Raw genomic sequence first — 25,531 nt, forward strand, 5'->3', positions numbered from 1 at the left:
TTTTCGAAGAGTATTAGTTAAAAACTTGATAAAGGAGAAATAAAGATGGCAGAAATTTATCTAGCAGGTGGTTGTTTTTGGGGTCTAGAGGAGTATTTTTCACGTATTTCTGGAGTGTTAGAAACCAGTGTTGGCTACGCTAATGGGCAAGTAGAAACGACTAATTATCAGTTACTCAAGGAAACAGACCATGCAGAGACGGTTCAAGTGATTTATGATGAGAAGACAGTGTCACTCAGAGAGATTTTACTTTATTATTTCCGAGTCATTGATCCCTTGTCTATTAACCAGCAGGGGAATGACCGTGGTCGCCAATATCGAACGGGAATCTATTATCAGGATGAAGCAGACTTACCAGCTATCTACACAGTGGTGCAGGAGCAGGAGCGTATGCTAGGTCGAAAGATTGCAGTAGAGGTGGAGAAAGTTCGCCACTATATTTTAGCTGAAGACTACCACCAAGACTATCTCAAGAAAAATCCTTCGGGTTACTGTCATATCGATGTAACGGATGCTGAGAAGCCATTGATTGACGCAGCCAACTATGAAAAGCCTAGTCAAGAGGTGTTGAAGAAAAACCTAACTGAAGAATCCTACCGTGTCACCCAAGAAGCTGCTACAGAGGCTCCATTTAGCAATGCCTATGACCAAACCTTTGAAGAGGGAATTTATGTAGACATCACGACAGGTGAGCCACTCTTTTTTGCCAAGGATAAGTTTGCCTCAGGTTGTGGTTGGCCAAGTTTTAGCCGTCCGATTTCCAAGGAATTGATTCACTACTACGAGGACTTAAGTCATGGAATGGAGCGAATCGAGGTTCGTTCTCGGTCAGGAAATGCTCACTTGGGTCATGTTTTCACAGATGGACCTCGGGAGTTAGGTGGCCTTCGTTACTGTATCAATTCTGCCTCCTTACGCTTTGTGGCCAAGGATGAGATGGAAAAAGCAGGATATGGCTATCTATTGCTTTACTTAAACAAATAAAACAGAGAGGGTGGGTGCTTCCCACTTTCTTCATTTTCAGAATAAGAATAGAAGGGATTTATGAAACACCTATTATCTTACTTTAAACCCTACATTAAGGAATCGATTTTAGCCCCCCTTTTCAAGCTGTTAGAAGCTGTGTTTGAACTCTTGGTTCCCATGGTGATTGCTGCTATTGTTGACCAATCTTTGCCTAAGGGAGATCAAGGACATCTCTGGATGCAGATTGGCCTGCTCCTTATCTTTGCAGTGATTGGCGTTGTAGTGGCCTTGGTAGCTCAGTTTTACTCAGCCAAGGCAGCGGTAGGATTTGCCAAAGAATTGACAGACGACCTCTATCGTCATATTCTTTCATTGCCCAAGGACAGCAGAGACCGCTTGACAACTTCGAGTTTGGTGACTCGCTTGACTTCTGATACCTACCAGATTCAGACTGGTATCAATCAATTCCTGCGTCTCTTTTTGAGAGCGCCCATTATCGTTTTTGGTGCTATTTTTATGGCCTATCGAATCTCAGCTGAGTTGACTTTCTGGTTTTTGATCATGGTTGTCATTTTGACTATTGTCATTGTAGGGCTCTCTAGACTGGTCAATCCTCTCTACAGTAGTCTGAGAAAGAAAACGGACCAACTGGTTCAAGAAACGCGCCAGCAATTACAAGGAATGCGGGTTATTCGTGCTTTTGGACAAGAAAAACGAGAGTTACAGATTTTTCAAACCCTTAACCAAGTCTATGCCAGTTTGCAAGAAAAAACAGGTTTCTGGTCTAGTTTATTAACACCCCTGACCTATCTGATTGTTAATGGAACTCTCCTCGTTATTATCTGGCAGGGCTATATTTCAATTCAAGGAGGATTGCTCAGCCAAGGTGCTATCATTGCCCTTATCAATTATCTCTTGCAGATTTTGGTGGAATTGGTCAAGCTAGCTATGCTGATCAATTCTCTCAACCAGTCCTATATCTCAGCCAAGCGAATCGAGGAAGTCTTTGCCGAAACTCCAGAGGATATCCATTCAGAGTTAGAACAAAAGCAAGCTACCAGCGAGCAGGTTTTACAAGTTCAAGAATTGACCTTTACCTATCCTGATGCGGCCCAGCCTTCTCTGAGAGACATTTCTTTTGATATGAAGCAAGGGCAAATCCTTGGTATCATTGGGGGGACGGGTTCTGGTAAATCAAGCTTGGTGCAAGTCTTACTTGGACTTTATCTAGCAGACAAGGGAAGCATTGACCTTTATCGAAATGGACGTAGTCCTCGTAATCTTGAGCAGTGGCGGTCTTGGATTTCCTATGTGCCTCAAAAAGTCGAACTCTTTAAAGGAACTATTCGTTCAAACTTGACTTTGGGTTTCAATCAAGTAGTGACTGATCAAGAACTCTGGCAAGCCTTGGAAATCGCGCAAGCTAAGGATTTTGTCAGTGAAAAGGAAGGTCTCCTGGATGCCACTGTTGAGGCAGGAGGGCGAAATTTCTCAGGTGGACAAAAACAAAGGCTGTCTATCGCACGTGCAGTTTTGCGCCAAGCTCCATTTCTCATCCTAGATGATGCGACCTCGGCCCTCGACACCATCACCGAGTCCAAGCTCTTGAAAGCTATTCGAGAAAATATGCCAAATACGAGCTTAATCTTGATTTCTCAACGGACTTCGACACTCCAGATGGCTGACCAGATTCTCCTCTTGGAAAAAGGTGAGCTCCTAGCTATCGGCAAGCACGAGGATTTGATAAAGACTAGTCAAGTCTATCGCGAAATCAATGCATCCCAACATGTAAAGGAGGACTAGCATGAAACGACAAACTGCAAACCAGACGCTCACACGTTTGGCCATAGATTTAGCCAGCCATCCCTTCCTCCTTTTCCTAGCCTTTCTAGGAACTATTGCCCAAGTTGGCTTATCAATTTACCTACCTATCTTGATTGGGCAGGTCATAGATCAAGTCCTGGTGACTGGTTCTTCACCAGTTTTTTGGAAGATTTTCCTCCAGATGCTCTTTGTAGTCATAGGAAATACTCTGGTACAATGGGCCAATCCTCTTCTTTATAATCGTCTAATCTTCTCTTATACCAAAGACTTGCGAGAGCAAATCATCCATAAGCTTCATCGTTTACCGATTGCTTTTGTCGATCGACAAGGAAGTGGGGAGATGGTCAGTCGTGTAACCACGGACATAGAACAGTTGGCAGCTGGCTTGACCATGATTTTTAACCAATTTTTCATTGGTGTCTTGATGATTTTGGTTAGTATTCTAGCCATGCTTCAAATTCATCTCCTCATGACCCTCTTGGTCTTGTTGTTAACCCCACTGTCTATGGTGATTTCACGCTTTATTGCCAAGAAATCTTATCATCTCTTCCAGAAGCAAACAGAGACCAGAGGGCTTCAAACTCAGTTGATTGAAGAATCGCTTAGCCAGCAGACCATTATCCAGTCTTTCAATGCTCAGGAAGAGTTTATCAAAAGACTGCGTGAGGCTAATGGAAACTACGCAGGCTATTCGCAGTCGGCCATTTTTTATTCTTCAACGGTTAATCCTTCGACTCGCTTTGTCAACGCTCTCATTTACGCTCTTCTTGCTGGAGTAGGAGCTTATCGTATCATGATGGGTTCAACCTTGACCATCGGTCGTTTAGTGACTTTTTTGAACTATGTTCAGCAGTATACCAAGCCCTTTAACGATATTTCTTCAGTTCTAGCCGAGTTGCAAAGTGCTCTCGCTTGCGCAGAGCGCGTCTATGCGATCTTAGAAAGCTCTGAGGTAGCTGAAACAGGCAAGGAAGTCTTGACCAGTGACCAAGTCAAGGGAGCTATTTCCTTTAAACAGGTCTCTTTTGGCTACCATCCTGAAAATATTTTGATTAAGGATTTGTCTATCGATATCCCAGCTGGTAGCAAGGTGGCCATCGTTGGTCCGACAGGAGCTGGAAAATCAACTCTTATCAATCTTCTCATGCGTTTTTATCCTATTAACTCGGGAGATATCTTGTTAGATGGTCGTTCCATTTACGACTATACCCGAGCATCATTAAGACAGCAGTTTGGGATGGTACTCCAGGAGACCTGGCTCAAGCAAGGGACTATTCATGACAATATTGCCTTTGGAAATCCTGATGCCAGTCGGGAGCAAGTGATTGCTGCTGCCAAAGCAGCTAACGCAGACTTTTTCATCCAACAGTTGCCACAGGGATACGATACCAAGTTAGAAAATGCTGGAGAATCTCTCTCTGTTGGTCAAGCCCAGCTCTTGACCATTGCCCGAGTCTTTCTGGTTATTCCCAAGATTCTCATCTTAGACGAGGCGACTTCTTCCATCGATACACGGACAGAAGTGCTAGTTCAGGATGCCTTTGCTAAACTCATGAAGGGGCGCACAAGTTTTATCATTGCTCACCGTTTGTCAACCATTCAGGATGCGGATTTGATTCTTGTCTTGGTGGATGGTGACATTGTGGAGCATGGCAATCATCAGGATCTTATGGATAGAAAGGGCAAGTATTACCAAATGCAGCAAGCAGCAGCTTTTAGCTCTGAATAGTCCTTTCTATTTTGAAATTTTATGGACGAAAAAAGTTGCCTTCGGGTGACTTTTTTGTTACAATAGCTAGAAAAATTATTCACTGTAAATTGTCTTATAGAAAAGGAGCCTAGAATGAAAGTCTATCAGCATGTAAATATCGTGACTTGTGACCAAGATTTCCGTGTTTATTTGGATGGAATCTTAGCAGTTAAGGATTCTCAAATTGTCTATGTCGGTCAAGAGAAGCCAGAGATTTTAGAGCAAGCTGAGCAGATTATAGACTATCAGGGAGCATGGATTATGCCTGGCTTGGTCAATTGCCACACCCATTCTGCCATGACAGGTTTGCGAGGAATTCGGGATGACAGTAATCTCCATGAATGGCTTAATGATTATATCTGGCCTGCAGAAGCTGAGTTTACTCCAGACATGACTACCAAAGCGGTCAAAGAAGCTCTGACAGAAATGCTCCAGTCAGGAACAACAACCTTTAACGATATGTACAATCCCAATGGTGTGGATATTGAGAGAATTTATCAGGCAGTGAAAGATTCTAAGATGCGTTGTTATTTCTCACCGACCCTCTTTTCTTCAGAGACAGAAACAACTGCTGAGACCATAAGCAGAACACGTGACATCATAGAGGAAATCATAGGATATGAAAATCCAAATTTCAAGGTGATGGTAGCCCCACATTCTCCCTACAGCTGTAGTAGAGACTTGCTGGAGGGAAGCCTGGATATGGCAGAAGAATTTGACATTCCCATCCATATCCATGTGGCGGAGACCAAGGAGGAGTCAGGAATTCTCCTGAAACGCTACGGCAAACGCCCCCTCGCCTTTCTAGAAGAATTGGGTTACTTAGATCATCCGTCTGTCTTTGCTCACGGGGTCGAATTAAACGAGAGAGAAATTGAACGTTTGGCAACCTCTCAAGTGGCTATCGCCCACAATCCTATCAGTAACCTCAAACTGGCCTCAGGAATCGCTCCTATCATTCAACTGCAAAAAGCAGGAGTAGCAGTCGGAATTGCGACAGACTCGGTTGCTTCCAATAACAATCTAGATATGTTTGAGGAAGGAAGGACTGCAGCCCTTCTTCAGAAGATGAAAAGTGGAGATGCCAGTCAATTTCCTATCGAAACAGTTCTCAAGGCTCTGACAATCGAAGGAGCTAAGGTGTTGGGAATGGATGAAGAGATTGGTAGTCTAGAAGTTGGCAAGCAGGCTGATTTCCTAGTCATTCAACCACAAGGGAAAATCCATCTCCAACCCCGGGAAAATATGCTTTCTCACCTTGTCTATGCAGTCAAATCTAGTGATGTTGATGATGTCTATATTGCCGGAGAACAGGTTGTTAAGCAAGGTCAAGTACTGACAGTAGAACTTTAAAAGAAAAATCACGAAAAAATTTTAAAAAAAGTTTGCAAAAATCTTGCATTCTTTTTTTGACTATGCTATACTTATATACGGTTTGAAAAAACTGCCTAAGACAGTAGGGGAGCTCGACTCATAAGTATCCTACCGAGGACAAAACGTATCATGTAAAAAGAAGCGTATTGTACTTTCGTGTCTAGGTTTGGGCGCGTTTTTCTTTTGGAAAAATTTCCCCAAGCAAAATAATTACGGAGGTGAACACACTAATGAGTGAAGCAATTATTGCTAAAAAAGCGGAACTAGTTGACGTAGTAGCTGAGAAAATGAAAGCTGCTGCATCTATCGTCGTTGTAGACGCTCGTGGTTTAACAGTTGAGCAAGATACAGTTCTTCGTCGTGAGCTTCGTGGAAACGAAGTTGAGTATAAAGTCATTAAAAACTCAATCTTGCGTCGTGCAGCTGAAAAAGCTGGTCTTGAAGAACTTGCATCAGTATTTGTTGGACCATCTGCAGTAGCATTTTCTAACGAAGATGTTATCGCACCAGCGAAAATCTTGAACGACTTTTCTAAAAACGCTGAAGCACTTGAAATCAAAGGTGGTGCAATCGAAGGCGCTGTCGCATCTAAAGAAGAGATTCTTGCTCTTGCAACTCTTCCAAACCGCGAAGGACTTCTTTCTATGCTCCTTTCTGTACTTCAAGCGCCAGTGCGCAACGTTGCTCTTGCAGTCAAAGCGGTTGCAGACAACAAAGAAGACGCAGCTTAATTTTAAGCTACGCAGCGTAGCCTAGCTACGAAAAATCTATTATAAATTTAAAAACATATTTGGAGGAAATAACAATGGCATTGAACATTGAAAACATTATTGCTGAAATTAAAGAAGCTTCAATCCTTGAATTGAACGACCTTGTAAAAGCTATCGAAGAAGAATTTGGTGTAACTGCAGCTGCTCCTGTAGCTGTTGCTGCAGCTGGTGCTGCTGACGCTGGTGCTGCTAAAGATTCATTCGACGTTGAATTGACATCTGCAGGCGACAAAAAAGTTGGCGTTATCAAAGTTGTACGTGAAATCACTGGTCTTGGTCTTAAAGAAGCTAAAGAACTTGTTGACGGTGCACCAGCACTTGTTAAAGAAGGCGTTGCAACTGCAGAAGCTGAAGAAATCAAAGCTAAATTGGAAGAAGCTGGAGCTTCAGTTACTCTTAAATAATAGGGCAACTACATTAGTAGCTTAAAAACATGATTAAACCGCTATTCTTAGGAGTAGCGGTTTTTCTTTTTGTTCGAGAAGGGGCAAAAAAGGGCAAGGAATCTTTAAAAGTGAGGAGAGTTAGATTGAAAGAATCATATTGGTAAACCCAAATGATGGATATTTATATCATGTCATAAATCGTTATCAAACGATAATATTGATTTTTTTACAAATTAAGAGTATAATTTATAAAAATGAGTGTTCACTCAATTTTTGTGAAATTAAGGAGTAAAGAAAATGGTTGTTGAAGCAATAGAGTACAGTCGTTTCGGTAACGAAGAGGTCTTGGATTTGCTGAAGATCGACTCTACAGCCTTGGATGTAAATCAGGTGAGAGTAGAAGTTCATGCTGTTGGTTTAAATCCTATTGATTATAAAACTTTTGAGGGAGCGAAACCCCTTCGATTTTTATCTTTTATGACGAAATTAAGGAAACCAAGTCGTTGGTTTGAATCTAAATCATCTTTATTTCCAAGAGGTGTGGGGAGAGATTTTTCTGGAGTTATTACAGAAGTTGGAAATGAAGTAATTAGGTTTTCAGTAGGAGATAAGGTGTTTGGAACAATGATTAGCGATCCTGGTTTGGGAACTAAGAGGGGAGCTTTAGCAACAGAAATTTGTGTCAATGAATCAGAAATTGTATTGAAACCAGAGATGATCGACATGACTCACGCAGCTACTATGGGAGTAGCTTCTCTAACTGTGGGTGGGGCTTTTAGAAGAATCGGTTTAAATTCAAGAGATACTGTTGTTATTTCAGCTGCAGCAGGAGGTATTGGAAGTATTGCGGTACAGTATGCAGTTGCTAAGGGGGCGACAGTGATTGGAATAGCAAGTAAGAAAAATGCAGAGTATCTGAAGTCTTTAGGTGCCATACCAGTAAGTTACGAAGAGAACATCAAGAAGGCTCTTCTATCAGCTAGTCCAAGGCCTATTACAAAATTTTTGGATTGTTATGGATCTGATTATGTTAGATTGGCTTTTAGTTTAGGTTTGAAGGGAACAGCTATTGGGACATTAGTACCTTCACCCTATGTTATGATAAAAGGTGCTCAGTTTACTGGTCCTAGACATTCTACATACGATGATTTTAGCACTTTATCTGAAATGGTCTTAGACGGGAAGGTTCAGCTGAAAATTGATCAAGTGTATGACTTTTCTCTAAAGTCAGTTAGAGAAGCCTATCGTAGTCTGAAAATGGGACACAGTCGAGGCAAAAAAGTTGTAAAAGTAAGAGAGTAGAAGAGAGGTGCTAGCGATGGAAAGTTTAGAACAAAAGTATGCTCAGACGTTAGAAGTTAGCAACTTGAGCTTAAAACAACGTCGAGTATTATTATCAAGCTTAAAATTATTCTCAGAGATTGGATTTGAAAATACAACGTCCAGCCTTATTGCCGAACGAGCTGGAGTGTCAGAAGGAACGGTTTTTAGTTACTTTAAAACAAAGGAAGGTATTTTAGAAGCCATTTTATCTACTTTTCTAGAACAGGTTATTCCAGAAGTGATTGAAGATTTCTCAGAAAAGAAACTCACAGTAGATCAAGAAACTTTTCCCTTCTTTTTAAAAAGTATTGTTAGAGATAGGCTCTTTTTCATTCAGGAGAATCAAATGCATGTTAAAATTCTCTTGGGGCGTTCTTTTATTGATAAAAATCTTTCTATCCAGTTAGGAAATATTATTGTTCAATCTATAATAGAACCAATTAGCCCAGTTCTGAATCAGTTTAAAGAAAATGGTGTTATCCGAGATTGGTCAAATGAAAGAATTGTTCGCTATATTTTAGCATTGAGTTTTTCTTATCTTATTCCCATGATGTTGAATGATGAAGGAACTATAAACATAGATGAAGTGGTTGATGAGATTGTTGAATGTTTGTCATCTGCCCTAATGAAAGTAAAATAAATTCTGATGTTAAAACTCACTGTTAATGGTGCGTTTTTTGAATTCAACATAAAACTCCCCAATCAAAGCGATTGAGGAGTTTTTGTATCTTTAAACAATACCTTGGGCAATCATAGCGTTTGCTACATTAGTATACTGCCATCTATTCATCTGATAAGAGGGATTTTATCATCCAGATATTCATAGCTGGGTGGCCGGCGGCGTTAGAAAGTGGTTGTTGCAATGCTGTAAAACCATAGTGTTGATAGATGGCCACAGCCGTAGCCAGTTCAGTAGAGGTCTCTAGATAAAGCTGTTCATAACCAGCTAAGCGGGCTTCCTGGAATATCCGCTTTATCAACCTGCTGGAATAACCTTTGCCACGGCTATTTTTAGTGACATACAGTTTTTGTAATTCAGCAATCTTATCGGACACAGGTGCAAAGCCACCGCAGCCAACCAGCTGACCTTCATCTTCCAGAACAAAGTAAGATGCTCTCTCTTGCTGTTGATAATAGTTGGCCAAATGATCTAGATGAGAATCAAAGTAGACAGTTCCTGGTTTGTCAAGCCCGAATTCTTCTAGGCTAGCTCGAATGAGCTGCGCTACAGCTGAATTGTCTCTTACTTCCATCGGCCGTAAGTTCATCATTTGTCCTCCGATAGGATGTATCGACTAATTAAACAATACCTTGTGCGATCATAGCATTTGCTACATTTTCAAAGGCAGCAATGTTTGCTCCTGCAAGGTAGTCTTTATCAAGACCATATGTTTCTGAAGTTGTCTTAGCTGTGTTGAAGATGTTTGTCATGATATCTTTGAGACGTCCATCAACTTCTTCACGAGTCCATGAGAGGCGAAGGCTATTTTGGCTCATTTCAAGGGCTGAAACGGCTACACCACCAGCGTTGGCAGCTTTTGCAGGTCCGTAGAAGATACCATTTTCTTTGTAAACTTTGATGGCATCAAGGTCACTTGGCATGTTAGCACCTTCAGATACACAGATAACGCCTTGAGCAACCAATCGTTTAGCTGCTTCACCGTTGATTTCGTTTTGAGTAGCACATGGAAGAGCAATGTCATAGTTTCCAGCGTAAGTCCATACAGAACCTTCGTGATATGTTGCAGTTGCTTTTTCAGCAGCATACTCAGTCAAACGAGCACGACGTTTTTCTTTAACATCTACTAAAAGATCGAAGTCGATACCATTTTCATCGATGACATAACCATTTGAGTCAGATACAGAGATAACAGTTGCACCAAGTTCTGTCGCTTTTTGAAGAGCGTATTGAGCAACGTTACCAGAACCTGAAATAACCACTTTCTTACCAGCAAAGCTGTTGCCGTTAGCTTTAAGCATTTCTTCAGTGTAGTAAACTAAACCATAACCAGTTGCTTCTGGACGAATCAAGCTACCACCAAATCCAAGAGGTTTACCAGTCAAGACACCAGCATCAAACTGGTTAAGGCGTTTGTATTGACCGTAAAGGTAACCAATTTCACGACCACCAACACCGATATCACCAGCAGGTACATCAAGTGATGGTCCGATGTGTTTTTGCAATTCAGTCATGAAGCTTTGGCAGAAGCGCATTACTTCAGCATCTGTTTTACCTTTAGGATCGAAGTCTGATCCACCTTTACCTCCACCGATTGGAAGTCCAGTCAAGACGTTTTTAAAGATTTGTTCAAATCCGAGGAATTTCAAAATCCCTTGGTTTACAGTTGGGTGGAAACGAAGTCCGCCTTTGTATGGTCCAACAGCTGAGTTGAATTGAACACGGTAACCGCGGTTTACTTGAACTTTTCCATCACGGTCAACCCAGGGAACACGGAAAGAAATCACGCGCTCTGGCTCAGTAATACGTGCCAAGATATTTTCTTCGATATACTCAGGGTGTTTTTCAAATACAGGTTCCAAAGTATTGAAAAATTCTTCAACAGCTTGGAGGAATTCAGCCTCGTGCCCGTTACGAGCTTTTACAGTTTCAAACACGCTTTGGATATATTCTTTAGCAGATGTCATATCGTTCTCCTTAAATTCTAATTTAATTATGTGTGTCATTATAGCAGAATTTTTTTTAACTGTAAAGAGAAAAACAAAAATTTTCTAAAAATTCTATCAATTTAGTTTTGGGACTTTTTGAAAATCTATAAAAATACGAACGTTTTTCTTGGAAATGTCTTTCTAAAAGAGAAAATGTGAAAATATGGTATAATATTAGCAATAAAAGGAATCTGGAGGATCAGAATCATGGTATCAACGAAAACACAAATTGCTGGTTTTGCGTTTGACAATTGCTTGATGAATGCAGCAGGTGTGGCTTGTATGACGATAGAAGAGCTAGAGGGGGTTAAAAACTCAGTGGCAGGAACCTTTGTCACGAAGACAGCGACCTTGGACTTTCGTCAGGGAAATCCTGAACCACGTTATCAGGATGTTCCACTTGGTTCTATCAACTCCATGGGCTTGCCAAATAATGGCTTAGATTATTATCTGGACTATCTTTTGGACTTACAGGAAAAAGAACCAAACCGAACTTTCTTCTTATCTTTAGTTGGCATGTCTCCAGAAGAAACACATACCATCTTGAAAAGAGTTCAAGAGAGTGAATTTCGTGGTCTGACTGAGCTAAACCTTTCTTGTCCAAATGTTCCAGGTAAACCTCAGATTGCCTATGATTTTGAGACAACTGACCGAATTTTGTCAGAAGTATTTGCCTACTTTACCAAACCTCTTGGAATTAAATTGCCACCATATTTTGATATTGTTCACTTTGATCAAGCAGCTGCTATTTTCAACAAGTACCCGCTCAAGTTTGTCAACTGTGTTAACTCTATCGGGAATGGTCTTTATATAGAAGATGAGTCTGTCGTTATTCGGCCTAAGAATGGTTTTGGTGGAATTGGTGGAGAATACATCAAACCGACTGCTCTAGCCAATGTTCATGCTTTTTATCGACGTTTAAATCCTCAAATCCAAATCATCGGAACAGGTGGCGTTCTGACTGGTCGAGATGCCTTTGAACACATCCTCTGTGGTGCTAGTATGGTACAGGTGGGAACCACCCTTCACAAAGAAGGTGTCGGTGCCTTCGAACGTATTACCAATGAACTAAAAGCAATCATGGCGGAAAAAGGGTACGAGAGCCTAGAAGATTTCCGTGGAAAATTGCGCTATATTGACTAAATTAAATTGAAAAATCAGAAGAAAGGAGAGAAGATGCTAGCTATTGAAGAAAGCCAGAAGTTGACTTTATCAAATTTACCGAGTCTGAGCCTTTTTACAGGCATAGATCAGGGCCAGTTTGAAGTGATGAAGAGTCAAGTGTTGAAACAGATTGGGTATGATTCTGCCGACCTCAACTTTGCCTACTTTGATATGAAAGAAGTGGTCTACAAGGATGTGGAACTGGAGTTGGTCAGTCTTCCTTTCTTTGCGGCTGAGAAAATCGTGATATTAGACCATTTTGTTGATATCACAACAGCCAAGAAACGCTTTTTAACAGATGATGAACTCAAGTCGTTTGAAGAATACCTTGATAACCCTTCGCCAACAACCAAGTTGTTGATCTTTGCGGAAGGAAAACTGGATAGCAAGAGACGGTTGGTTAAATTACTTAAGCGTGATGCCAAGGTTTTTGACGCAGTAGAAGCCAAAGAACAAGAATTGTGCCAGTATTTCCAAAAGTGGAGCCAGAAACAAGGTCTGCAGTTTGTGGGGCAATCCTTTGAAAATCTACTTATCAAATCTGGTTTTCAATTTAGCGAAATCCAGAAAAATCTGCTCTTTTTACAGTCCTATAAGGCGGATTCTGTTATAGAGGAAGAGGATATTGTCAACGCTATTCCCAAGACCTTACAGGATAATATTTTTGATTTAACTCAGTTTATTCTGACTAAAAAGATGGATCAGGCGCGCGACTTGGTTAGAGACTTGACCTTGCAAGGGGAAGACGAAATCAAGTTGATTGCAGTCATGCTAGGACAATTTCGGATTTTTACTCAGGTGAAGATTTTGGCGGAGTCTGGCCAAACAGAATCGCAGATTGCAAGTAGTCTAGGTAGTTATCTAGGGCGCAATCCTAATCCCTATCAAATCAAGTTTGCGCTGAGAGATGCGAGAGGACTTTCCTTGAGCTTTTTGAAGCAAGTTATTTCCTACTTGATTGAGACAGACTATCAGATTAAAACAGGTCTTTATGAAAAAGGTTTCCTTTTTGAAAAGGCACTCTTACAGATTGCTAGTCAGGTCAATTGATACTTTTTTGAAACTACAACCCGCATCAGGATTATCTTGTCGTGGGTTTCTTGTTGATTTGCTTATTCTATTCGAAAGTATCTCAGTGCTTTCTTCATCTATAAGCAAAAAACAAGCAAAAAACTTGAAAAAAGTGAATGTTTGCGTTATCATTTTCATATAGAAAGAAAAAGAGGTATTACAGATGGCTATTATCTTACCAGATCTTCCATATGCATACGACGCTTTGGAACCATACATCGATGCGGAAACAATGCACTTGCACCATGACAAACACCATCAAACTTATGTCAACAATGCTAATGTAGCTCTTGAAAAACACCCTGAAATCGGTGAAGACCTTGAAGCCTTGCTTGCTGATGTAGAATCTATCCCAGCTGATATCCGTCAAGCACTTATCAACAATGGTGGTGGACACTTGAATCACGCTCTTTTCTGGGAATTGATGACTCCTGAAAAAACAGCTCCATCAGCAGAACTTGCAGCAGCAATCGATGCAACATTTGGTTCATTTGAAGACTTCCAAGCAGCCTTCACTGCAGCAGCAACAACTCGTTTCGGTTCTGGATGGGCATGGTTGGTTGTTAACAAAGAGGGTAAACTTGAAGTGACTTCAACAGCAAACCAAGACACACCAATCTCAGAAGGCAAAAAACCAATCTTGGGCTTGGATGTTTGGGAACATGCTTACTATGTGAAATACCGCAACGTGCGTCCTGACTACATCAAAGCTTTCTTCTCAGTGATCAACTGGAACAAAGTAGATGAATTGTACGCAGCTGCTAAATAATGGTATATGGAGGGAAGAATTGTTCTTCTCTTTTTTAGGTTATATGATTCGAGTCTGACAAAATCGTCAGACTTTTTTCATTTTTATGAGAAACGTGCTAAGTGCTAGAAATTATGGTAGAATAAAGTATTAAGTAATCGTGGAAAAAGGATATCTATGCGAAAAGAAATTGCACCTGAATTATACAACTATAACAAGTTTCCTGGTCCTGAGTTTCATTTACATGGGGACAAGGTTGAAACTGAAGGGATAGCTTTTTCCTTGGTTGAAAATATCAAGGATGCCTTTGATGTGACGACTTTTAATCAGCGTTTTTCAGAAGTCTTAACCAAGTTTGATTATATCGTTGGGGACTGGAGTAATGAACAGCTTCGCCTACGAGGTTTTTACAAGGATGACCGAACAGAGGAAAATATTGAAAAAATCAGTCGTTTACAAGACTATCTTTTAGAGTATTGCAGTTATGGTTGTGCCTATTTTGTCCTAGAAAATGAAGCCCCTAAGCGAGCATCATTTGACAAGAAAATGCGTAAGAAGGAAGAAGAGACACCTTCTAGAAAAGGAAAGAAACCGACTCAAACCAAACGAAAACCGAATGCAGATAAGAAAAATAGACGTCGTCAGAAAGACCAGCATTCTCAGAAAGAGGACAAGGGACAACGTCATTTTGTCATTCGTCAGAAGTGAGTAGAGAATAAGGAGAAGAAATGAAACCGTCAATTTATAGTTTAACACGTCAAACCATGCAGGAATGGGTATTGGAGCAGGGAGAAAAGAAATTCCGTGCAGATCAAATCTGGGAATGGCTCTACCGTAAACGTGTGCAGTCATTTGAAGAAATGACCAACCTTTCCAAGGATTTGATTGCTAAGCTCAATGACCAGTTTGTGGTCAATCCCTTGAAACAGCGAATCGTTCAAGAGTCTGCTGATGGGACAGTTAAATATCTTTTTGAATTGCCAGATGGAATGCTGATTGAGACAGTACTGATGAGACAGCACTATGGTTTGTCAGTCTGTGTGACCACTCAGGTCGGCTGTAATATCGGTTGTACCTTCTGTGCCTCTGGTTTGATTAAGAAACAACGTGACCTCAATAATGGGGAAATCGTAGCGCAGATCATGCTGGTTCAGAAATACTTTGATGAGCGTGGTCAGGACGAACGCGTCAGCCATATCGTTGTTATGGGAATCGGTGAGCCATTTGATAACTACAATAATGTCTTGAATTTCGTTCGTACTATCAATGATGATAAGGGAATGGCAATCGGAGCTCGTCACATCACGGTTTCAACCTCAGGTTTGGCCCATAAAATTCGTGACTTTGCTAATGAAGGGGTTCAGGTCAATCTTGCCGTTTCCCTTCACGCACCCAACAATGAATTGCGCTCAAGCATCATGAAGATTAACCGTGCCTTTCCAATTGAAAAACTCTTTGCTGCTATTGAGTACTATATCGAAACAACCAACCGTCGTGTGACATTTGAATACATCATGCTCAATGAAGTTAATGACGGTGTAGAACAAGCCTTGGAATTGGCTGAATTGCTCAAGAATATCAAGAAATTGTCTTATGTAAACTTGATTCCTTATAACCCAGTTAGTGAGCATGACCAATATAGCCGCAGTCCTAAAGAGCGCGTGATGGCCTTCTATGATACGCTTAAGAAAAAAGGGGTTAACTGTGTTGTTCGCCAAGAGCATGGAACTGATATTGATGCAGCTTGTGGACAATTGCGTTCTAATACAATGAAACGTGACCGCCAGAAAGCAGTCGCAGCAGTCAATCCTTAATGATGAAGAAAACTCATAATCATATTTTGGTCTTGGGAGTCATTTTCTATAGCATTTGTATCGTCTACTTTTGTTTTACTCCTCAAGAACATTCTCCCGTGGGAGTGGAAACTCCAGGTATTCAGCATCTTGATCGCCTGGTTTTTCTTTTGACTCCTTTCAATTCTCTTTGGAAACTGGGTGAAGTGGGTGATATGGGACAATTATATTGGATTTTTTTACAAAATATCCTCAATGTCTTCTTGCTTTTTCCTCTGATTTTCCAACTCCTTTATCTCTTTCCAAATTTAAGGAAAACAAAAAGAGTTCTTTTTTTCAGTTTTCTAGTGAGTCTTGGAATTGAGTGTACGCAGTTAGTCTTAGATTTTTTCTTTGATTTCAATCGCGTCTTTGAGATTGATGATTTGTGGACCAATACCTTGGGTGGCTATTTGGCTTGGCTCCTCTATAAACAATTACATAAAAACAAGATAAGGAATTAAAATGAGTATTTTAGAAGTTAAAAATCTGAGTCACGGTTTTGGTGACCGTGCAATTTTTGAAGATGTGTCCTTCCGTCTCCTCAAGGGAGAACATATCGGTCTAGTCGGTGCCAATGGTGAAGGGAAATCAACCTTTATGAGTATTGTGACTGGTAAGATGTTGCCAGATGAAGGAAAGGTAGAGTGGTCTAAATATGTGGCTGCTGGCTATCTGGACCAACACTCAGTCCTTGCTGAAGGCCAATCTGTTCGTGATGTTCTCCGTACAGCCTTTGATGAGCTATTCAAAGCTGAAGCCCGTATCAATGACCTCTATATGGAAATGGCTGAAGACGGAGCGGATGTTGATGCTCTCATGGAAGAAGTTGGCGAACTCCAAGACCGTCTGGAGAGTCGTGATTTCTATACCTTGGATGCTAAGATTGATGAAGTGGCGCGTGCCCTTGGTGTCATGGACTTTGGCATGGATACGGATGTAACTTCTTTGTCAGGTGGGCAAAGAACCAAGGTTCTTTTGGCCAAACTCCTCCTTGAAAAGCCCGATATCTTGCTTTTGGATGAGCCGACTAACTACTTGGATGCTGAGCATATTGACTGGCTCAAGCGCTATCTCCAAAACTATGAAAATGCCTTTGTCCTCATTTCACACGATATTCCATTCCTAAATGATGTTATTAATATTGTCTATCATGTGGAAAATCAACAGTTGACGCGTTACTCTGGTGACTACTACCAGTTCCAAGAAGTTTATGCCATGAAGAAATCTCAGTTGGAGGCAGCTTATGAACGTCAGCAGAAAGAGATTGCAGATCTCAAGGACTTTGTCGCTCGTAATAAAGCGCGTGTTGCAACCAGAAATATGGCCATGTCTCGTCAGAAGAAACTCGACAAGATGGATATTATCGAACTGCAAAGTGAGAAACCAAAACCATCCTTTGATTTTAAACCAGCTCGTACACCTGGGCGCTTTATCTTCCAAGCTAAGGATTTGCAGATTGGTTATGACCGACCTCTTACTAAGCCTTTAAATCTTACCTTCGAACGCAATCAAAAGGTTGCCATTATCGGAGCAAATGGTATCGGGAAAACAACTCTCTTGAAGTCTCTTTTGGGAATTATCCCGCCAATCGCTGGGGAAGTTGAACGCGGTGACTACCTAGAACTTGGCTACTTTGAGCAGGAAGTAGAAGGAGGCAATCGTCAAACACCACTAGAGGCTGTCTGGAATGCCTTTCCTGCACTTAACCAAGCAGAAGTTCGTGCAGCCCTTGCCCGTTGTGGTTTGACAACCAAGCATATTGAAAGCCAAATTCAGGTCTTGTCAGGTGGGGAACAAGCCAAGGTTCGTTTCTGTCTCTTGATGAATCGTGAAAACAACGTTTTAGTGCTGGACGAGCCGACTAACCACCTGGATGTGGATGCCAAGGATGAACTCAAACGCGCTCTTAAAGAATACAAGGGGTCTATTCTTATGGTCTGCCACGAACCAGACTTTTATGAAGGTTGGATGGACCAAATCTGGGATTTTAACAAGCTAACTTAAAATGAATATAAAAGAAATACAGTACCGAATGTGGGTACTGTATTTTTTAGATTTTTAAGATTTAAAATCGTAGTCTTTCACCACTTCGATGCTATCGATAGTAATAGCAGTCGTTGGTTTGTCTTTCTCATTTTTTTCGGCTTTTGCAATCTTATCTACAACATCCATACCGTCAATGACTTGGCCAAAGACTGGGTGCTTGCCATCTAGACTAGGGTTTCCACCTTCTTTGTAGGCTTCGATGATTTTCTTTGGATACTTGCTTGTAGGGAGTTTAGCAGAGGTATCTGTAGAGTTTTGGTTGATGAAGAACTGGCTACCATTGGTGTTTGGTTGACCAGTATTAGCCATCGCAAGAGCCCCACGGATGTTATAGAGATAAGGAGTAATCTCATTTTTGAAACCAGTTCCCTTGTCTTTTGTCTTATCCTTGTCATGCCAGATAGACTGACCACCTGTACCATCTCCTTTTGGATCTCCAGTTTGGACCATAAAGCCATCGATGACACGGTGGAAGGTAATCCCGTTATAGTAGCCTTCTTTGGCATGAGTGAGGAAGTTTTCAACTGCTAGAGGAGCAAGTTTAGGAAAGAGTTTAATGCGGATGTCGCCCTGACTTGTGTGGAGAATGACTTCGGCTTCATCTTCGGCAATTTCCTTAGAAAGTTGAGGGAAGTTGGCATTCTCATTTGTTAAAGCATCGTTTAAGTCCTTGGCAGATTGGGCGGCAGCCTTAGAACTTTCTTCAGCAGCAAGGCTGGAATCCACATAATCATCGCCACGCAGACTACGTTGGATGCTGCTACATCCGGCTAGGGCTACAGTGGACAGTAAAAGAAGGGTTGCTAGTTTTTTCATTCTGTTCCTCTCAAAAATTCATTTCTACCATTGTACCCTAAAAGGAAGGGGAATTCAAATATTAGTGACAAGGTAGTTTTACAGTAAAGTAACCAAAATGTCTCTTGACTAGAGATTCTTCTTTGGATGACGGTCGATAATTTCCTGGTACTGTTCTAGTAGCTGCTCCCCCTTTGGAGTCAATTTGTAGCCACGAATTGAAAAGTGACTTGCCAATTCTTCTTCTGAAAAGTTGTCATGAAGGGCTTGGTCTAGATCTGCAGCCTTCATCTTAGAAAGACCCGTAATTCCCTTGCTTTTCAAAATATTCTTTTTCATTGTAGCATTCAGATGGTCAAGTGAATCAAAAGCTGTTTCAATGACAGCATAACCTTTTTCTACTAGAGTTTTTATATGTTTAGGGGCATCAATGCCATAAGTGTACTCGAAGTATTTAGGAAACCAGGTTTCGGTGGTAAAAGTGCCAAACTGGATTCTCCATAGTAAAATGATATCACCTGCTAGTAAATCATCTGCTAATAGTTCCATGTTTCGTTTGGGAACGGGCTTGGGATTTAGGAGCCAAGCATCCAAATCTCGTTCAGGAGAGATGAAGGGGCTGACTTGGTGGTCTTTATAAAATTTTTCTAAAATAGTATTCACGGATAGCCTCTTTCAAACTTTTATTTTCTATTCTAACAAATTTCTAAAAGCTTTAAAAATTTTATAGTCTGTCAAGTTTTTTTCTTGACACCTGTCAGAAATCTGCTATAATAGAACATGTGCTAAATAGCTCAGCTATTTCACCGAAATAAAAAATAAGAAAAGAGACTTTAAAAATGGCAGTTAAAATCCGTTTGACTCGTATGGGTTCTAAGAAAAAACCTTTCTACCGTATCAACGTAGCAGATTCACGTTCACCACGTGACGGACGTTTCATCGAAACAGTTGGAACTTACAACCCACTTGTTGCTGAAAACCAAGTAACTTTGAAAGAAGACCGTGTTCTTGCATGGTTGGCTGATGGAGCTCAACCTTCAGATACAGTTCGTAACATCCTTTCAAAAGAAGGCGTATTGAAAAAATTCCACGATTCTAAATTCTCAAAATAAGTTTAAAGTAGGTTGACAGATGGATACGATTGAAAATCTCATTATTGCGATTGTGAAACCCTTGATTTCACAACCAGATGCCTTAACTATCAAGATTGAAGATACACCAGAGTTTTTGGAATATCATTTGGATCTTGATCAAAGTGATGTGGGTCGTGTAATCGGTCGTAAGGGTCGCACTATTTCTGCGATAAGAACGATTGTCTACTCTGTCCCAACTGAAGAAAAAAAAGTAAGAATCGTTATTGACGAAAAATAAGAAGGGCGGGATGAATATCTCGCTTTTTTGTGTGGAGAAGTGTAAAATAGCATCTATCAAGTAACAGCATAATCGGGATTTGGAAAGATGTTTGAAGGGGGACTGGAAAAGAATGAACATTGATTTTATTTTAAACATAGATTGGGCAATGTACATTGATTGGTTATTGCGAATTTTACAGATTTCGACTTTTATAGGTGTAATTTTAAAAATTAGTTTTCAGAATAAGGCCTATATCAATAATATCGAAATTCAGGTAATTAAACCAATCGAATTTGATTCCTTACATACGAGATTTCATCATATATATGAGTTTAAACATGATGAAAATGATAAACATTATCACCATTTGATTTTTTATCCAAAGGAAGTTGATATTGAAATTATAGAATTTTATTCATTAATCTATGATTCAAAAAGTAATCGTTTAGTTGATAATGATAAACTGCATATAGTTAAAAATTTAAAGAATTATACATGCTTATTGATTCATACAAATTTACCAGAGAATATGCCTAGTTTAAGAATGAAATGGAAAACAAGTCAGGGTGAAATTGGCGAGTATACATTTTATAGTAATATGTATAATGGGAATGTGAATATCTCATCTTTCAAATATAAATTAACATTAAAGAGGAAACTATTAGCACTTTTTGGACTATAGCGACCCCTCTATGTATCTTCCTCCAACTTGAGAAAATCTCTGGAACGTGATAAAATAAAGGATAGAAATAGATACAGGAGACAAGATGAACTACTTTAATGTTGGGAAAATCGTCAATACGCAAGGGTTGCAGGGGGAGATGCGAGTCTTGTCTGTGACGGATTTTGCAGAAGAACGCTTTAAAAAAGGGGCTGAGCTGGCCTTGTTTGATGAAAAAGATCAGTTTGTTCAAACAGTAACTATTGCTAGCCACCGTAAACAGAAGAACTTTGACATCATTAAATTCAAAGATATGTACCATATCAACGCTATCGAAAAGTACAAAGGATACAGTCTCAAGGTTGCTGAGGAAGATTTGAACGATCTAGATGATGGTGAATTCTACTATCACGAGATTATTGGTTTGGAAGTCTATGAGGGAGAAAACCTGATTGGAACCATCAAAGAAATCCTGCAACCAGGTGCTAACGATGTCTGGGTGGTCAAGAGAAAAGGCAAGCGAGATTTGTTATTGCCTTATATCCCACCAGTGATTCTCAATGTTGATATTCCTAATAAACGGGTCGATGTGGAAATCTTAGAAGGGTTAGACGATGAAAATTGATATTTTAACCCTCTTTCCAGAGATGTTTTCTCCACTGGAGCACTCAATCGTTGGAAAGGCTCGAGAAAAAGGTCTCTTGGATATCCAGTATCATAATTTTCGAGAAAATGCTGAAAAGGCCCGCCATGTAGACGATGAGCCCTACGGAGGCGGACAGGGGATGTTGCTCCGAGCCCAACCCATTTTCGATGCCTTTGATGCTATTGAAAAGAAAAATCCGCGCGTTATTCTCCTCGATCCAGCTGGAAAGCAGTTTGATCAGGCCTATGCTGAGGATTTGGCCAAAGAAGAGGAACTGATCTTTATCTGTGGTCACTATGAGGGCTATGATGAGCGCATTAAGACCTTGGTGACAGATGAGATTTCCTTGGGGGACTATGTCTTGACTGGTGGGGAATTGGCGGCCATGACCATGATTGATGCGACGGTTCGCCTGATTCCAGAAGTGATTGGTAAGGAGTCCAGCCACCAAGATGATAGTTTTTCTTCAGGCCTTCTTGAATACCCCCAGTACACACGTCCCTATGATTATCGAGGCATGGTTGTCCCAGATGTACTGATGAGTGGACACCATGAAAAGATTCGTCAGTGGCGATTGTATGAGAGTTTAAAGAAAACCTACGAGCGCAGACCAGATTTGTTAGAACATTATCAACTGACAGCAGAGGAAGAAAAAATGCTGGCAGAAATCAAAGAAAACAAAGAATAAAGGAGAAACCTATGCAAGTAATCAAACGTGATGGAGAAATTGCTGAATTTAATCCAGATAAGATTTACCAGGCTATCTTAAAGGCGGCCCAGACCGTCTATGTATTGACAGATGATTTGCGTCAAAACCTTGCACAAGTCACTAAGAAAGTGGTTTTGGATTTGGAAGAAGCCAAGGTGGAACGTGCTACTATCAGCATGATTCAGTCTTTGGTTGAACATCGTTTACTGGGAGCAGGTTACATTACCATCGCAGAACACTACATTTCCTATCGTCTACAACGTGACTTGGAAAGAAGTGGTTATGGAGATCACATCGCCGTTCATTTACATTTTGAACAAGTTCGCTAAGAAAAAAGAGTGGGATGAAGCAACTACATCTCACTCTTTCTTAAATCTATTTTTTTGGGCTGTTTGGACAGTTGAAGGGACAAATCTCAGGCGTTGAATATCGCTTATGCGGATAATACGGCTCACATTTTTGGCAAAATTTTTCACGATAATTTGCTGGCGTTGCTGATCGTATTTGATGATATCACCTGTAAAACTTGTCTCAGACAAGATAAGATGAACAGCAGTTTGTTTCTGGATAGCCTCTTCAATAGTGGCTGTAAGGGAGTTGGTTTCAGTCTGGTCAGGTTGGTCATGTCCATTTAAGAAGTCATGTATTTTATCTAGTACTTGCTGGAATTTATGTCTCATATTGGCCTCCCTTCTTTTATATCAATATTATATAAAATTTTCCTAAAATCTACAAGATTTTACGAATAAACTAATGAAAGCTAAAAAAGGAGAAGAAAATGGCAGAATTTACATTTGAAATTGAAGAGCACTTGTTGACTCTTTCTGAAAACGAAAAAGGTTGGACCAAGGAAATCAACCGTGTGAGCTTTAATGGTGCTCCTGCAAAGTTTGATATTCGTGCTTGGAGCCCAGATCATACTAAAATGGGTAAAGGAATTACCCTCTCAAATGAAGAATTTCAAACCATGGTGGATGCCTTTAAAGGCAACTAATACTCAATGAAAATCAAAGAGCAAACTAGGAAGCTAGCCGTAGGCAGTACTTGAGTACGGCAAGGCGAAGCTGACGTGGTTTGAATTTGATTTTCGAAGAGTATAAGTTTTCAAAATGAAAGAAAAGGATACTGAGTTATGACAACTCGATATCCTTTTTTAGTTAGTAAAGTAAGCCTGATTTTTAAGGTGTTGAAGTAGTGAACGGCTAATAAAACTAATAGCAATAATTTTACAAAGATCTGGAATGATAAAGGGAAGAACCCCCACCACAAGAGCTTTTTCAAATGCTATTCCAGCTAGGAAATGCAAGCTAAGAATCCCTCCAACAAAGACAAGGGCATCACCCAAGAGGTTTGCAAGAAAAATTCTGACAAAACCACTATCGCTGTTAGTTAGAGAAGAAGTAAGTCCAGAGTAAACAAGATAAAACCAAAGATAACCTGCAGTAGGACCAATCAAAGCATGAAATCCAGCTCCACCTCCTGCAAAGACAGGAAGACCGATAGCACCTAGAAGAAGATAGAGTCCAACAGAAAGTACAGCCTCTCTCGGTCTAAAGACAGTAGCAATCAAGCCGATTGCAAAGTTTTGCAGAGTGAAGGGAACAGGTCCAATTGGAAGACTGATTTGTGCCAACACAGCAACGAGAGCAGCCCCAATAGCAGGGATAGCATAAACGTGAGCTTTTTTCAAAATAGTTAACCTCTTTTCTAATGTATAGTAACTATTGTACTTAATTTAATATTATTGTCAACCTATTTTTATAACAAAGGTAACAAAAACTGTAACGGCCGATTTTGCTTACTGGTTAAGTTGGATAATTTTTTGTAGATTTGTAAAATATTAAAAAGAAGCAGACACATTTGTATCAGCTTCTTTTATTTCGATTAACGCATGGTTACAAATTCTTCGGATGCAGTTGGGTGAATCGCTACGGTTGCATCAAAGTCTGCCTTGGTTGCTCCCATTTTGATAGCAACAGCAAATCCTTGAATCATTTCATCAACACCGTAGCCAATTCCATGAAGTCCGACAACTTTTTCTTCTGAACCAGCTGTGATCAATTTGAAACGTGTTTCTTGACGGTTGCCAGTGCAAGCAGAGTACATAGAAGTAAAGCTTGATTTGTAAACCTTGATTTGGTCTTGGCCGTATTCTTTAATAGCTTGCTCTTCTGTCAAACCAACAGTTCCGATAGCAGGGTGTGAAAAGACAACAGTTGGAATAGTTGAGTAGTCCATTTTTGCAGTAGCTTTGCCGTTAAAGAGACGTTCAGACAAAGTACGTCCAGCCTTGATAGCAACTGGAGTTAGTTCTTTCTCGCCCGTTACATCACCTAGAGCATAGATTCCCTCAACAACAGTATTTTGGTATTCATCCACTTGGATAAAACCACGTTCGTTCAGAGTCACTCCAGCTTTTTCAAGTTGCAAGCCCTTAACGTTTGGACGGCGACCTGTAGCCCAGATAACTTGGTTAGCTGTGTGACTAGTACCATCCTCGAAATGAATGGTAATGCCTTCAGCAGTTTTTTCTAACTTGACAGGGACTTTGTGAGTATGAAGTGGCAAGTTTGTTCTTTCCATTTCCTTGACCAAACCTTCAACGATGTAGGAATCAAAACCACGTAAAGGACGATCACGACGAACAAAGAGATCTGTCTTGACACCAAAAGTGTGGAGTACGCCAGCCAATTCAACGGCGATATAACCAGCGCCTAGAATGGCAACTGACTCAGGAAGTTCTTCCCAAGCAAATACATCATCAGAAGAGCCACCTAGTTCAGCACCAGGAATGTTAGGAATACTTGGATGGGCACCAGTCGCAATCACGATATGTTTGGCACGAATGAGTTCACCATTTACGCTGACAGTATGAGAATCTACAAATTCAGCATGACCTTCAATCAAGTCTACACCGTTGCGTTTAAAACTGCCATCATAAGAAGAACGAGCGCGATCGATGTAAGCTTCACGATTGCGACGTAGGGTTGCAAAGTCAAAGTTAAGATCAGTAGTTTTAAAACCGTAGTCTTCTCCAAATTGATGGAAAGTCTCAGCAATTTGTGCTCCGTACCACATGATTTTTTTAGGAACACAACCGACGTTGACACATGTTCCACCTAGTTTCTTTTCCTCAATAACAGCCGCTTTGGCTCCATGTTCACCGGCACGGTTCATGGTAGCAATTCCTCCGCTACCTCCACCGATAGCAATGATATCGTATTCTCTCATTAAAAACTCCTTTGTACTCTTTTAAAATAGTAGAGTGTCATTTTTTGATAGTCATATTCTATCTTTTTTTTGATGTGATTGCAAAAATCTGCTACGTTCAAAAAAATTAAAGAAAAGGCTTGCAAAAAGGGAAAATAAAGTGTATTATATATCTAGTACAATAACAATAAAAATAAATTCCGAACAATAAGTGAATCCTGAAATGTCATTAT

29 protein-coding genes and 1 other annotated feature are annotated in these 25,531 nt (G+C 40.4%); of the genes, 22 read left to right on the forward strand and 7 right to left on the reverse strand.

Annotated features, from left to right (window positions below; genetic code table 11):
- The first annotated feature begins 45 nt into the window (after nt 1–45).
- The 8 genes from msrB (at nt 46) to HT718_RS05395 (ending at nt 9,033) form a co-directional block, all read left to right on the forward strand.
- A complete protein-coding gene (msrB, locus tag HT718_RS05360; RefSeq protein WP_173267729.1) occupies nt 46–984 on the forward strand; it encodes a peptide-methionine (R)-S-oxide reductase MsrB in 939 nt (312 codons plus the stop codon).
- 60 nt (nt 985–1,044) lie between these two features.
- Entirely contained in the window at nt 1,045–2,769 is a 1,725-nt protein-coding gene (locus HT718_RS05365) for an ABC transporter ATP-binding protein (RefSeq protein WP_173267731.1), read from the forward strand.
- Nucleotide 2,770: 1 nt separating this feature from the next.
- Nucleotides 2,771–4,519 (forward strand): ABC transporter ATP-binding protein, encoded by a 1,749-nt coding sequence (locus HT718_RS05370; RefSeq protein WP_173267733.1) that lies wholly within the window; start codon nt 2,771–2,773, stop codon nt 4,517–4,519.
- 114 nt (nt 4,520–4,633) lie between these two features.
- Entirely contained in the window at nt 4,634–5,893 is a 1,260-nt protein-coding gene (locus HT718_RS05375) for a TRZ/ATZ family protein (protein ID WP_173267735.1), read from the forward strand.
- Nucleotides 5,894–5,969: 76 nt separating this feature from the next.
- Nucleotides 5,970–6,105, forward strand: a sequence feature (ribosomal protein L10 leader region).
- A 39-nt stretch (nt 6,106–6,144) separates the two neighbouring features.
- Complete coding sequence (rplJ, locus tag HT718_RS05380) at nt 6,145–6,645, forward strand: 50S ribosomal protein L10 (RefSeq protein ID WP_049541304.1); 501 nt, start codon at nt 6,145–6,147, stop codon at nt 6,643–6,645.
- Between the two features lie 74 nt (nt 6,646–6,719).
- The gene (rplL, locus tag HT718_RS05385; protein WP_001196965.1) at nt 6,720–7,088 is read left to right on the forward strand and encodes a 50S ribosomal protein L7/L12; all 369 of its coding nucleotides are present in this window, start codon (nt 6,720–6,722) and stop codon (nt 7,086–7,088) included.
- Between the two features lie 279 nt (nt 7,089–7,367).
- On the forward strand, nt 7,368–8,372 hold the full coding sequence (locus HT718_RS05390; RefSeq protein WP_173267737.1) for an NADP-dependent oxidoreductase: 1,005 nt from the start codon (nt 7,368–7,370) through the stop codon (nt 8,370–8,372).
- Between the two features lie 16 nt (nt 8,373–8,388).
- Complete coding sequence (locus tag HT718_RS05395) at nt 8,389–9,033, forward strand: TetR/AcrR family transcriptional regulator (protein ID WP_173267739.1); 645 nt, start codon at nt 8,389–8,391, stop codon at nt 9,031–9,033.
- 142 nt (nt 9,034–9,175) lie between these two features.
- On the opposite strand, the gene HT718_RS05400 is transcribed toward HT718_RS05395, so the two are convergent.
- Nucleotides 9,176–9,661: a GNAT family N-acetyltransferase gene (locus tag HT718_RS05400; RefSeq protein ID WP_173267793.1), complete on the reverse strand. Its 486-nt coding sequence runs from the start codon at nt 9,659–9,661 to the stop codon at nt 9,176–9,178.
- Nucleotides 9,662–9,692: 31 nt separating this feature from the next.
- Entirely contained in the window at nt 9,693–11,039 is a 1,347-nt protein-coding gene (gdhA, locus tag HT718_RS05405) for an NADP-specific glutamate dehydrogenase (protein WP_000199532.1), read from the reverse strand.
- 228 nt (nt 11,040–11,267) lie between these two features.
- On the opposite strand from gdhA, the gene HT718_RS05410 reads away from it, so the two are divergent.
- The 7 genes from HT718_RS05410 (at nt 11,268) to HT718_RS05440 (ending at nt 17,882) form a co-directional block, all read left to right on the forward strand.
- Complete coding sequence (locus HT718_RS05410; protein WP_173267741.1) at nt 11,268–12,203, forward strand: dihydroorotate oxidase; 936 nt, start codon at nt 11,268–11,270, stop codon at nt 12,201–12,203.
- A gap of 33 nt (nt 12,204–12,236) precedes the next feature.
- A complete protein-coding gene (gene holA, locus HT718_RS05415; RefSeq protein ID WP_173267743.1) occupies nt 12,237–13,274 on the forward strand; it encodes a DNA polymerase III subunit delta in 1,038 nt (345 codons plus the stop codon).
- A gap of 184 nt (nt 13,275–13,458) precedes the next feature.
- A complete protein-coding gene (sodA, locus tag HT718_RS05420) occupies nt 13,459–14,064 on the forward strand; it encodes a superoxide dismutase SodA (RefSeq protein WP_173267745.1) in 606 nt (201 codons plus the stop codon).
- Between the two features lie 156 nt (nt 14,065–14,220).
- Nucleotides 14,221–14,751 carry a YutD family protein gene (locus HT718_RS05425; protein WP_173267747.1) on the forward strand — a complete coding sequence of 177 codons (531 nt, stop codon included), beginning with the start codon at nt 14,221–14,223 and terminating at the stop codon, nt 14,749–14,751.
- A 20-nt stretch (nt 14,752–14,771) separates the two neighbouring features.
- Entirely contained in the window at nt 14,772–15,857 is a 1,086-nt protein-coding gene (gene rlmN / locus HT718_RS05430) for a 23S rRNA (adenine(2503)-C(2))-methyltransferase RlmN (RefSeq protein WP_000804762.1), read from the forward strand.
- On the forward strand, nt 15,857–16,339 hold the full coding sequence (locus HT718_RS05435) for a VanZ family protein (protein ID WP_173267749.1): 483 nt from the start codon (nt 15,857–15,859) through the stop codon (nt 16,337–16,339). The genes rlmN and HT718_RS05435 overlap by 1 nt, the downstream gene beginning before the upstream one ends.
- Nucleotide 16,340: 1 nt before the next feature.
- Nucleotides 16,341–17,882 (forward strand): ABC-F family ATP-binding cassette domain-containing protein, encoded by a 1,542-nt coding sequence (locus HT718_RS05440; protein ID WP_061088169.1) that lies wholly within the window; start codon nt 16,341–16,343, stop codon nt 17,880–17,882.
- 54 nt (nt 17,883–17,936) lie between these two features.
- Here the strand turns inward: HT718_RS05440 and HT718_RS05445 are convergent, their stop codons facing one another.
- Both HT718_RS05445 and HT718_RS05450 read right to left on the reverse strand, forming a co-directional pair.
- Nucleotides 17,937–18,740 carry a peptidylprolyl isomerase gene (locus HT718_RS05445; protein ID WP_173267751.1) on the reverse strand — a complete coding sequence of 268 codons (804 nt, stop codon included), beginning with the start codon at nt 18,738–18,740 and terminating at the stop codon, nt 17,937–17,939.
- A gap of 108 nt (nt 18,741–18,848) precedes the next feature.
- Nucleotides 18,849–19,382 carry a hypothetical protein gene (locus tag HT718_RS05450; protein WP_061088167.1) on the reverse strand — a complete coding sequence of 178 codons (534 nt, stop codon included), beginning with the start codon at nt 19,380–19,382 and terminating at the stop codon, nt 18,849–18,851.
- A 176-nt stretch (nt 19,383–19,558) separates the two neighbouring features.
- On the opposite strand from HT718_RS05450, the gene rpsP reads away from it, so the two are divergent.
- The 6 genes from rpsP (at nt 19,559) to HT718_RS05480 (ending at nt 22,417) form a co-directional block, all read left to right on the forward strand.
- Entirely contained in the window at nt 19,559–19,831 is a 273-nt protein-coding gene (gene rpsP / locus HT718_RS05455; protein ID WP_000268760.1) for a 30S ribosomal protein S16, read from the forward strand.
- A 19-nt stretch (nt 19,832–19,850) separates the two neighbouring features.
- Entirely contained in the window at nt 19,851–20,090 is a 240-nt protein-coding gene (gene kphA / locus HT718_RS05460) for an RNA-binding protein KphA (protein WP_173267753.1), read from the forward strand.
- A gap of 112 nt (nt 20,091–20,202) precedes the next feature.
- Nucleotides 20,203–20,754, forward strand: coding sequence for a hypothetical protein (locus tag HT718_RS05465; protein ID WP_061088166.1), 552 nt, complete (start codon nt 20,203–20,205; stop codon nt 20,752–20,754).
- A gap of 85 nt (nt 20,755–20,839) precedes the next feature.
- The gene (gene rimM, locus HT718_RS05470; RefSeq protein WP_173267755.1) at nt 20,840–21,358 is read left to right on the forward strand and encodes a ribosome maturation factor RimM; all 519 of its coding nucleotides are present in this window, start codon (nt 20,840–20,842) and stop codon (nt 21,356–21,358) included.
- Entirely contained in the window at nt 21,348–22,067 is a 720-nt protein-coding gene (gene trmD / locus HT718_RS05475) for a tRNA (guanosine(37)-N1)-methyltransferase TrmD (protein WP_045611341.1), read from the forward strand. The genes rimM and trmD overlap by 11 nt, the downstream gene beginning before the upstream one ends.
- 11 nt (nt 22,068–22,078) lie before the next feature.
- Nucleotides 22,079–22,417: an ATP cone domain-containing protein gene (locus HT718_RS05480; protein WP_001196039.1), complete on the forward strand. Its 339-nt coding sequence runs from the start codon at nt 22,079–22,081 to the stop codon at nt 22,415–22,417.
- Between the two features lie 30 nt (nt 22,418–22,447).
- Here the strand turns inward: HT718_RS05480 and HT718_RS05485 are convergent, their stop codons facing one another.
- Nucleotides 22,448–22,768, reverse strand: coding sequence for a hypothetical protein (locus tag HT718_RS05485; RefSeq protein WP_020900208.1), 321 nt, complete (start codon nt 22,766–22,768; stop codon nt 22,448–22,450).
- 98 nt (nt 22,769–22,866) lie between these two features.
- On the opposite strand from HT718_RS05485, the gene HT718_RS05490 reads away from it, so the two are divergent.
- The gene (locus tag HT718_RS05490; protein WP_000807422.1) at nt 22,867–23,082 is read left to right on the forward strand and encodes a YdbC family protein; all 216 of its coding nucleotides are present in this window, start codon (nt 22,867–22,869) and stop codon (nt 23,080–23,082) included.
- Nucleotides 23,083–23,241: 159 nt separating this feature from the next.
- On the opposite strand, the gene HT718_RS05495 is transcribed toward HT718_RS05490, so the two are convergent.
- Together HT718_RS05495 and gor are read right to left on the reverse strand one after the other, a co-directional pair.
- Nucleotides 23,242–23,778 (reverse strand): biotin transporter BioY, encoded by a 537-nt coding sequence (locus tag HT718_RS05495; RefSeq protein ID WP_173267757.1) that lies wholly within the window; start codon nt 23,776–23,778, stop codon nt 23,242–23,244.
- 194 nt (nt 23,779–23,972) lie between these two features.
- On the reverse strand, nt 23,973–25,319 hold the full coding sequence (gene gor, locus HT718_RS05500) for a glutathione-disulfide reductase (protein WP_173267759.1): 1,347 nt from the start codon (nt 25,317–25,319) through the stop codon (nt 23,973–23,975).
- Between the last annotated feature and the right edge of the window lie 212 nt (nt 25,320–25,531).

This window comes from Streptococcus sp. 714, from assembly GCF_013277115.1.
Taxonomy (GTDB): Bacteria; Bacillota; Bacilli; order Lactobacillales; family Streptococcaceae; genus Streptococcus.